Genomic DNA, 10,209 nt, shown 5'->3' with positions numbered 1-10,209 from the left:
GCATTAAAGACCAAACTTAGTTCCGGTCCGACGGGATTACCGTCCTCCTCGTTGGTTTCCGGTTTGATCAAATTAATTTTGGACTCGACTTCAATGCCGTACACAGTAGCTTTGTCTCCTGTATTTCGAAAAGTGAACAGGGCGCCATCAGATCCTCTGGCACGTACTTTATTGATGGGGTCTTCGATTGATTTATAAAACAATGATCCCGATATCAGTTGGCCCCTACTTGGAAAGAATTCCCATTTTAAATCGAAGTTGTTGGAAAAGGACGCCTCCAAAGCGTCTTCGCCTACCGTTCCAAAGACCTGTTGGCCCGTTGGCGATATGTACCGAAAGGGAGAAATTTCTTTAAATTCGGGCAACGTAATACTGCGGCTGGCAGCAAATCTTAGGGCATGTTCGTCGTTGATAGAATATTTTAGGTTTAAGCTTGGATAAAAGTTGGAGTAGTTCCTAGTTACCTGCCCAACATCACCGCCTGGGGCGTTGTTGACATCATAATCGACCACAAGGTCATCTAATTGTGCCCGGAAGCCCGTATTAAGGTTCCATTTGTCAAAATTAACGGTGAAAAGTACGAAAGCGGCCTTTGACTCGTATTCGCCGGAATATTCATCCTGAACTTCCCCGTCGGCATTCGATTGAAAAGAGGTTATATCAAGAAGGTTGTTTTGGAAGTTGGCCACCGTGAAGATTTGGTCAAAGTCGTCCAAAGAATTGGAGTTGGCCCTGTTCTCGCCAACGTTGGAGACCCCGTAAAAGGTGGATTTGAAATCCCTTGTTTTTCTCCTGTAGTTAATGCCCAGATCAATATAGAAATTTTTGGTCTCCTCCTCAATAACCTTAATCTGATTTTTTATCAAACCGTTATACTCCTCATCGTCTATTAATTGTGAAAGCTTACGGGATTCAAATCCACTGTTCTCGTAAAGAAAAACATTATTAGGATTAGAAGTAAAGTTTACAACATTCCGTATTCGGTTTGGCTCGTCGGCAGCGAGTTTATTATAGCTAACAGCCCAGTCCAACTCGTTTTTCTCGGAAATTTTATGATTCCCGATGAGTTGCTGTACAAATAATCGGGTCTGTTTTGTATTTTGATCCCTCAAGAAATCGGAAAAATCACCAATGGTCTCTTCTTGGAGATCGCCGTTACCATCCCTTCCCCCTTCGGACACAATATCATTAAGGGTATTTATGAAAAGCGTAACCGATTTGATAATGTTTTTTTGGTTCTGATAGGTCAAATCCAACAGTCCGTTGTTGACGTATTCGGTTTCCCATTGACTGAAATCGTTTATCGAATCGGTTACCGTTACCTGATCATAAATTTTAAACACGCCCGGGGTGAGGTATTGGTGCGATTTTTTATTGGACGCGGTCAAAAAGACCTTGAATTTGTTATCGAAAAAGGATTTTCCCGCGCTGAGATTGAATTGGCGGTCGATGGGTGTCTCGACCGTACCTGGATCCCACGATTGTTTGGTCAGCTGGTCGAAAATATCGACATCGGTATCATAAAATCCTAATGTTGTATAGTCGTAGTTGGCGGAGACCTTAAAATTATCATCTGAACCATCACCTATGGCATTGGTATTGACACCGCCAGTGATGCCGACTTCAAGTTCTTCCGTACCGTTCAGTTCCCTTGAAGCAATGTTAATATTTCCAGAAGCCTGATCGGCCGAGACTGACGCGGAATAGGTCTTGCTTATACTAACGTTCTGTATTACTCTGGTCGGAAAAAGTCCCAAGTCAATATTCTTCTTTTCAATATTATCGGAGGGAATGGGTAGACCGTTGAAAGTGGTTACCAAATATCTATCCCCAAGCCCCCTTACGAAAACGTCTCCTGAGGCCTCACTTTCCGTAACCCCGGAAATTTTTGTTGCGGCCGACTTCACGTCCGATATCCCTAAATTCCCAAGTTCGATGGCACCGATACTTTCCTTGATTTCTATAGCTCTTTTTTGGTCAAGAAGCAATGCAGTCTCAGAATCCTTTCGGGCCGATGTGGTCACAACGACCTCATCCAAAGAAACCCCTTCCGAAGCGCTCATAGGCACATTTATTTCGCTGACCTTGCCAGCTTCGACATTTACATCGGGAATCTCGACCGTCTCATACCCCAAATAGCTGTAGACCACCGTATAAGTGCCAGGGTCAAGACCAGCGATTTCATACAATCCGTCAAAATCGGTAGTAGTGCCAGTTGTCGTTCCTTTTATTAAAATATTCGCAAAGGCCAATGGTTCATTATTATATTCTTTGTCAGTTAATTTACCTGCGATACTTCCTTTGTCCTGTGCACTACCATAAACGGCTAAAATAAGTATCAGGAGCGTTAAGCTATTTTTCATTAAATAGGGTTCTATCTTTGGCGCAAAGAACGCCACAAGCTGTAAAACCCATGTTACCTCCACGTTAAACCTATATTGCAATATCGTTACCATAATGTTATGACATTAAATCAACGTTAAGCCGGTTTGACCTAGTTGTATTATCTTTATCTTCGACCGATTAAACAAAACAATGGCATCCGATGAAAAAAAAAGACATCAAGATACTTTTAGTAGACGACGAGCCCGATATTCTTGAGATTGTCGGTTATAACCTTACCTCGGAAGGCTATCAGGTATTTACCGCAAAAAATGGGGTTGAAGGGGTGGCCATGGCCAAAAAAAAGGAGCCACATTTGATCATTCTCGACGTTATGATGCCAGAAATGGATGGTATGGAGGCCTGTGAGAAAATACGCAAGATAAAGGGACTCGAAAATACCATCATCACCTTTCTGACGGCGCGGGGCGAGGACTATTCCCAAGTGGCGGGCCTTGATGCAGGGGCCGATGATTATATCAACAAACCGATCCGGCCCAAGGTTTTGGTGAGTAAAGTGAAGGCCCTGCTGAGAAGGCTCAAGGAAGATGACGGCACTCAAGACGATATTACCAAAGTCGGCAACATCGTTATCAATCGGGAGGAATATAAGATCATCAACCAGGGCAAAGAGCTTATTTTGCCCAGAAAGGAATTCGAACTTCTGGCCCTTTTGACCTCAAAGCCCAATAAGGTGTTCAAACGTGAAACTATTTTAGATCGTGTTTGGGGCAGCGAAGTGGTCGTCGGCGGGCGTACCATTGACGTGCACATTCGCAAGCTGCGCGAAAAAATCGGGGAAGAGCATTTTAAGACGGTCAAAGGAGTAGGGTATAAGTTCGTGCTGTAATGGCTATCAGGCTACAAAGATCCTATCGGTTCGCCCTGCGATCATCCCTTTTGATCACATTGATTTTCGCCTTGGTTCTGGGTATCCTACTCTTCTTTTTCCACACGTTTGACCTTTTGATCGTTATGCTAACCACCGTAATCCTTTTTTTAGTGTCCTTCCTCATCCTTCAAATCCGAATAGAAAAATTTATTTATCGGAGGATAAAACAGATCTATGACGACGTAGCCCTTTTGGAATCCTCGACACTGACCTCCGATCCGATTACGACCGATATGCGGACGCTGACCGAAGAAATCGAAAAGTTCGCCAAGGACAAGAAAGTCGAGATCGACACGCTAAAGGTGCGAGAGGCGTACCGGAAAGATTTTTTGGGAAATGTATCGCACGAACTCAAAACTCCGCTTTTTACGGTTCAAGGATACATAGAGACCCTTTTGGATGGTGCCATGAACGATAAGAACGTGCGCAAAAAATACTTGCTGCGCGCCAGTAAAGGGGTCGATAGGCTCATTTATATTGTAAAAGATCTTGACCTCATCACCAAGCTCGAAGTCGGGGAACTCAATTTGGATAAAGAAAATTTCGATATCGTAGAGCTTATCCAAAGCATTTTCGACCAGTTGGAAATGAAAGCGGGTAAAAGGAACATCGTACTCACTTTTGATATGGAGTATCCACAGCCGATCTACGTCTTGGCCGATAAAGAAAAAATAGAGCAGGTCATCACAAATCTTTTAGTCAACTCCATAAAATATGGTCGGCGCGACGGTACCACGGAAGTCAGTGTCGAAAACCTGATCAAAAACAAGGTAATCGTGAGGATAACCGATAATGGCGAAGGTATTCCGAAGCGCTACATACCCCGTCTTTTCGAACGTTTCTATAGGGTCGACCAAAGCGGAAGCCGCAAAGAAGGCGGATCGGGCCTGGGCCTCGCCATCGTTAAGCACATCATCGAGGCCCACGAAGAAAAGATCTACGTCGAAAGTGAGATCGAGGTAGGGTCCGAGTTTTCGTTTACCTTGGAAAAGAGTAAGGTAGGGGTCTAACATAAGTTGTTTCTTCACATAGTATTTCATTAGCTTTGTCGGGTATTGGCCGGAAATCTTAAAATGAGGTAGTGGGAAGTAAAAACAAGCTCAAAAGGTTCAAGGAAAACGAACAGTTTACAAACGTCATCCAACCTGATCGGGAAACGATTAAAGAAGGATTTTCCCTCAAAGGAAACTGGGCATCCCATTTCGGCAACAGTAACCCGGTTGTGCTCGAACTCGGCTGTGGAAAGGGAGAATATACCGTAGGTCTCGCCCATCTCGATCCCGAGAAGAATTTCATCGGTATAGATATTAAAGGTGCCCGTCTATGGCGGGGCGCCAAGACCGCCTTGGAAGAAAACCTTGAAAATGTTGCCTTTCTCCGTACCCAAATCGAACTGATTGACGAACTTTTTGCCGAGAACGAGGTATCCGAAATATGGATTACCTTTCCCGACCCCCAGATCAAGTACAAGCGGACCAAGCACCGCATGACGAACCCCGATTTTTTGGATAAGTATAAGAGGATTCTGCATCCTAAGGGCTTGGTACACTTAAAAACGGATAGCGAATTTATGCACGGTTATACTTTGGGATTATTGCAGGGTCTGGGATTGGAAATCATTTACGCCAACCACGACGTTTATAAAAATGAGGGCAGTCCGAAAGAAGTTATCGGAATACAGACTTTTTACGAAAAGCAGTATCTTGACAAGGGGAAGGCGATAACGTATATTCAGTTCAGGATTTCTTGAATTTGAATTTTCTATGGCCGGCGGGATTGAACCCTCCTCTGGCGGGCAGGCTTGAACCTGACTATGAACTTGTGCTTGAACCCTCCTCCGGGGGGCAGGCTTGAACTTGACAACAATGCATCACCTTTTCATCCTTTTCTTCGCTACGTTCTCGGCAGCCTTTATGGCTACGGTGCCACCTGGGCTGTTGAATATGAACGCGGCAAAGGTAAGTGTCGAGAAAGGGAAGGTGAACGGCATTATTTTCAGCATCGGGGTGTCTAGCATGATTATGTTGCAGGCGACGGTTGCGGTCTATATCTCTAGATTCTTGGACAATAACCCAGAAGTGATCGCCTTACTGTTGAAAATCGCCACTGTTGTTTTTGCTTTTTTCGCCGTATATTTTTTTTGGGCCGCCAAACGGAATAAAGTACCAAATCCCGAATTGGTCAAGATCAGTAAAAAGAACAGTTTTTTAAAGGGGATAGGCTTAGCGGCGGTCAATTTATTGACCATTCCCTACTACAGCGGCCTCAATATCATGTGGAACGCCTCCGGGTGGATACAGTTCAAGGCCTCGGATATAGCGATTTTCATTCTCGCCGCCGGTCTGGGTACTTTTTCGGTACTTTATATGTACACCATTTATTTTAATAAGCTGGAAACCAAAACCGATCGCTTTTCAAGGAATTCCAATTATATTTTAAGTGGATTGATGGTGGTTTTGTTGGTGATTACGTTGATTCGGATATTTTATTGACGGGTGACGGGTGACGGGTGACGGGTAACGGGTGACGGGTGACGGGTGACCGATGCGTGGGGTTGAATTTTTTGACCTTGAATCTTAAATACAAATCATGGATTTCGATACTAAAAACTTCTTCCAAAAAGTCTACGAAGTGGCGCGGCAGATTCCCGAAGGCAGGGTGACCTCGTATGGTGCCATTGCCAAATATTTGGGTACCGCCCGCAGTGCCAGAATGGTCGGTTGGGCGATGAACGGTGCCGGAAGCATGCCCGAGGTGCCCGCGCATCGCGTAGTGAATAAAATAGGACTGCTCACCGGAAAGCACCACTTTGATGGTACAAATCTGATGCAGCAGCTTCTGGAAAACGAGGGCATCAAAGTGATCGACCATCAGATTGTGGATTTTGACACCCATTTTTGGGACCCGTTCAAAGAGCTTTAAAAAGGGAAGATCTGCAGGGTATGAGCGAAGCACGAACGATCTTTGTAGGTCTGGCCGGTTGGGAACACGCATCTCGCACAGACCCACAATGAGGTCGCTCCGCAACAACACCTTGCAGGCAGCGAAGACGAAGCGAGGTCAATCTATCAATCAAACGTCAACGTAAAAACCGTATTCTCTTTTGAGGCCGCCTGAATACTGCCCCCGTGCAATCGCATGATCTGTTTTGAGAGACTAAGGCCGATACCCGTTCCGGTATTTTTAGTAGTGAAGAAAGGCACGAAAATTTCATCGAGATGTTCTTGGGGAATTCCCGGGCCGTTGTCCCAGACTTTTACGATCTTCTTCCCTTTATCGTCGATACCCGCTAAAAATTTTATCTGTTCCTTTTTGTCTGATCTGTCTAAGGATGTTTTATCCGTCGACGCACTACTTTCTTGAATTCTAAGAGACTGTTGTGCGTTTTTTCCGAGGTTAAAAAGTACCTGCGTAATCTGTTTTTCGTCGATAAAAAGTTCCAGGTCCTTCGGGTCGACGATGACTTCGATATCGATTTGTTCCTGACCGCTATCCCCGCCTATCAAAAGCTTTATTTTTTCAAGCAGGTTTTGGGCGGGAATGAGCGTCTTGTCCGGCTCTGGTACACTGAGAAACGTGCGGTACGACTGCACGAACCCCATGAGGTCTTTCCCTTGCTCTTTAATAATTTCCAGTCCTTTGACCGTACTTTTCATGTGGTGTTCGGCAAATTCTTCGGTGGTCAGCAATTGTCCCTCCTTCTTAAAATATTTCAATACGGATTCCGAAATGGAGGTTATCGGGGTAATGGTGTTCATGATCTCATGGGTCAGTACACGGATGAGTTTCACATAGGAATCCGTTTCCTTTTCGTCCAGTTCCCTACGGATATCCTGTACGACCACCAGCAACAACGATTGTTTTTCTAGGTGGATAGTGGTGGACTTCAACGCCAACTGTATCTTCTCCCGTTCGTTGGTCAACTGAAACGTCTTGCTTTCGAAGGGTTGCAGGTTTTCAAATAATCCGTAAAGTTTTTCGTCGACTTGGTTCAATTGTTTGATGTGGTTCAGCGGACGATAGTTCAGCAGCTTTTCGACGGTGGGGTTGGCATACAGAATGTGTCCCTTCGGGTTGATGGTCAGGATGCCGATATCGGCCTGTTTCAAGATTTCCTGATAATACTGCTCTTGCGCCTGTTTTTTAAGATGGATGTCCTGAATCATCGCATTCAGCATGTTCAGGCTGTGGTTCAGTTCTTCCAAGGATTTTACGCTCAGTTTTTCGGGAAACCGCAGGGTGAAATCCTCATTCTTGATCGCATCGAAAAAATAGGCGATTTTCCGATTGGTCTGGTTGACGTAGCGGATCAGAAAAACGGTCTGTAGCGCTAGGAAGCCAAATAGAAGTACGGATAGCACATATTGCCCATCAAAAAAGAAAAAGCCTGCTCCCATGGCGGCCGCCGAGATAAGGAGTATCCGGAAGATCAATTGCCAATATATGTGTCTGCTTACCATTGTAAAATTCAAATACGGATATCAAACTCAAATTCAAGCTTGATTTTAGAAGGGTTTACGTCTGCCCAATTCAACCACCACTGATTACTTTTTCTTTTTGAGTTTGTTATAAAGCGTCTGCCTCGAAATGCCCAATTGCTCGGCCGCCGCACTGTAATTGCCGTCGTTCTGGTCCAAGGCCTTGGTGATCATCAGTAGTTCCATTTCTTCCAAGGTTTCCGGACCGGTTGTTGCGGAAGTTGTCGATTTTGCATCCAACAGAAAATCCTCCGGTTGTAAAAGGTTTCCTTCGGATAATATTACGGCCCGCTCCAGGGTATGCAAAAGTTCGCGGATGTTTCCCGGCCAGGCATAGGACATTAATTTTTCTTGGGCCGCTTGGTTGATGCGCAAACCTTGTTTGGCGTATTTGGCGGCGAATTTTTTGAGGTAAAAATCAGCCAAGACCAGAATATCGCCTTCCCGTTCCCTCAGCGTAGGCACTTCAATGCGGATGGTGTTGATACGGTAGAGCAGATCTTCCCTAAAAAGTCCGTCCTTGACCATTTTATCCAGATTTTCGTTGGTGGCGCATATCAAACGGATATCCACAGGAATCGGTTTGTTCGACCCGACCCGGACGATTGTCTTGTTCTGAATGGCCGATAACAGTTTCGCCTGGGCTTGAAGGGAAAGGTTTCCGATTTCATCCAAGAACAAAGTGCCGCCGTTGGCAGCTTCGAACTTGCCGGCGCGGTCTTCCTTGGCGTCCGTAAACGACCCTTTGGTATGGCCGAAAAGTTCGCTTTCGAACAGGTTTTCGGAGATGGAACCCATATCCACTGAAATAAACACCTCGTTGCTACGGCCTGATAGTTTATGGAGTTCACGGGCGATAAGTTCCTTGCCGGTACCGTTTTCGCCGGTTACCAATACATTGACTTCGGTTTTGGCAACCTTGGAGGTAAGTTTCAAAACGGCATTCAGCGCTTCCGAGTTGCCGATAATGGAATTTTTGCTCTGGTTGATGACCTGTTTGAGGTTGCTCTCCGTTTGTTTGAGTTGGGAAACTTCTTTCTGTGATTTCCGCAGTTCATAGGCCGATTTTACCGTGGCCAGCAGTTTATCGTTGTTCCAAGGTTTCAGTACAAAATCCGCAGCGCCTTCTTTCAGGGCCTTTACGGCCAAGTCTATGGCACCGTAAGCGGTCATCATGATCACAGAGATTTGGGGCGCCTTTTTTCGGATTTCCCGAAGCCAAAAAATGCCCTCGTTACCGGTGTTCACCCCGGCCGAAAAATTCATATCCAACAAAACAATGTCATACGTATCCAAATCGGGAAAAGAAGAGATCTGATTCGGATTTGAAATCGTCTTTACCGTCTTGTATTCGAACTGCAAAAGGATTTCCAAAGCGCTTAGTACACTTTTGTTGTCGTCGATTACCAATATTTTTGCATCCAGCATGGGATAAAGTTAAAGAGTTTTATTCATCCATCATCCATCAAAACCATCCCATAAAACTACAATTTCAAAACCGTTCCACCTCCAAAACTGTCAAAATATTTGACGTCGACTGTACATATATTTGACACTTTAATCCCATCCCATCCAAATAATAAAAAATAAACAACTAATAATCAGTAACTTACATTCTTGGCACGACAGTAGCATATAGTTTGGTACACCAGTTACCCTATGAACCGATATTTAACCATACTAGTCTTTTTAATTTCGATGATCGTAACTAAGCTTCAAGCCCAGGAAAAATGGACGCTGGACGAATGTGTGGCCTACGCATTGGAACATAACCTTCAGTTGAACGATTTCAAATATGCGGTGCAATCCGATCGGGAAAGCTATCGGCAGTCCGTCAGAAACCTATTGCCGAACATCAGCGCCAATTCCGATTACAACATCCGGTTCGGCCGTTCGATAGATCCCAACGATAACAGTATCGTCACCACCGACTTTTTCTCGAACAATTTTAACTTGAACGCCAATGTGGATCTTTTTCGGGGCTTTCAAAAACTGAATACGATCAAGGCCTCCAAATTTCTCTATAAAGCGATCCAGAAAGAGACCTTACAGGAAAAATATATTTTGGCCTTCCGGGTGATGCAGGCGTTTTACGATATCCAGTTTTATGAGGGATTGGTGGTCATATCCAAGGAACAGTTAGCAGTGTCGCAGAACAACTATGACCTGGTAGAACGGCAGATTGAACTGGGCCTGAAGGCCGGTGCAGACCTCTACGAGGCGGAATCGTTATTGTTGACGGATAAGTTGAACCTGACCCAAAGCGAGAACCAGCTGGTCGCCGCAAAATTGAATTTGATACAGCAAATGAACCTAGAGGACGCCAAAACGATTTCCATACAGACCGAAATGGCGGAAAAAAAGGATGAGACCAATATTTCCGAAATGCAATCGGATTCCATCTTCACCGAAGCCAAGAATTTTATGCCCATCGTCAAGGCCCAGGAGCTTCGGGTC

9 protein-coding genes are annotated in these 10,209 nt (G+C 44.9%); 6 read left to right on the top strand and 3 right to left on the bottom strand.

All coding sequences use genetic code 11. The features are described from left to right. A partial coding sequence (locus tag ACEW8S_RS08365) for a TonB-dependent receptor domain-containing protein (protein WP_373517705.1) occupies positions 1-2,363 on the bottom strand: 2,363 nt, incomplete at its 3' end. A gap of 182 nt (positions 2,364-2,545) precedes the next feature. Between ACEW8S_RS08365 and ACEW8S_RS08360 the strand changes: the two genes are divergently transcribed. The 5 genes from ACEW8S_RS08360 (at position 2,546) to ACEW8S_RS08340 (ending at position 6,196) form a co-directional block, all read left to right on the top strand. After that, entirely contained in the window at positions 2,546-3,232 is a 687-nt protein-coding gene (locus ACEW8S_RS08360) for a response regulator transcription factor (RefSeq protein ID WP_373517704.1), read from the top strand. 125 nt (positions 3,233-3,357) lie between these two features. Beyond that, on the top strand, positions 3,358-4,284 hold the full coding sequence (locus tag ACEW8S_RS08355; RefSeq protein ID WP_373517706.1) for a sensor histidine kinase: 927 nt from the start codon (positions 3,358-3,360) through the stop codon (positions 4,282-4,284). A gap of 71 nt (positions 4,285-4,355) precedes the next feature. Continuing rightward, positions 4,356-5,024 (top strand): tRNA (guanosine(46)-N7)-methyltransferase TrmB, encoded by a 669-nt coding sequence (gene trmB, locus ACEW8S_RS08350; RefSeq protein WP_373517703.1) that lies wholly within the window; start codon positions 4,356-4,358, stop codon positions 5,022-5,024. Between the two features lie 115 nt (positions 5,025-5,139). Next, positions 5,140-5,766, top strand: coding sequence for a LysE family transporter (locus ACEW8S_RS08345; protein WP_373517702.1), 627 nt, complete (start codon positions 5,140-5,142; stop codon positions 5,764-5,766). 97 nt (positions 5,767-5,863) lie between these two features. Continuing rightward, positions 5,864-6,196 carry an MGMT family protein gene (locus tag ACEW8S_RS08340; RefSeq protein WP_373517701.1) on the top strand — a complete coding sequence of 111 codons (333 nt, stop codon included), beginning with the start codon at positions 5,864-5,866 and terminating at the stop codon, positions 6,194-6,196. A 146-nt stretch (positions 6,197-6,342) separates the two neighbouring features. On the opposite strand, the gene ACEW8S_RS08335 is transcribed toward ACEW8S_RS08340, so the two are convergent. Next, positions 6,343-7,734: a PAS domain-containing sensor histidine kinase gene (locus ACEW8S_RS08335; RefSeq protein ID WP_373517700.1), complete on the bottom strand. Its 1,392-nt coding sequence runs from the start codon at positions 7,732-7,734 to the stop codon at positions 6,343-6,345. A gap of 84 nt (positions 7,735-7,818) precedes the next feature. After that, entirely contained in the window at positions 7,819-9,180 is a 1,362-nt protein-coding gene (locus ACEW8S_RS08330) for a sigma-54-dependent transcriptional regulator (protein WP_373517699.1), read from the bottom strand. A 270-nt stretch (positions 9,181-9,450) separates the two neighbouring features. Between ACEW8S_RS08330 and ACEW8S_RS08325 the strand changes: the two genes are divergently transcribed. Next, positions 9,451-10,209, top strand: a 759-nt coding sequence (locus ACEW8S_RS08325) for a TolC family protein (RefSeq protein ID WP_373517698.1), incomplete at its 3' end; no start/stop codon positions are given.

The sequence above is a fragment of the Pricia sp. genome, assembly GCF_041745955.1.
GTDB lineage: Bacteria > Bacteroidota > Bacteroidia > Flavobacteriales > Flavobacteriaceae > Pricia.
The sequence above is the reverse complement of the archived record's forward strand: the minus strand, read 5'-3'. Positions and strand labels throughout refer to the sequence as shown.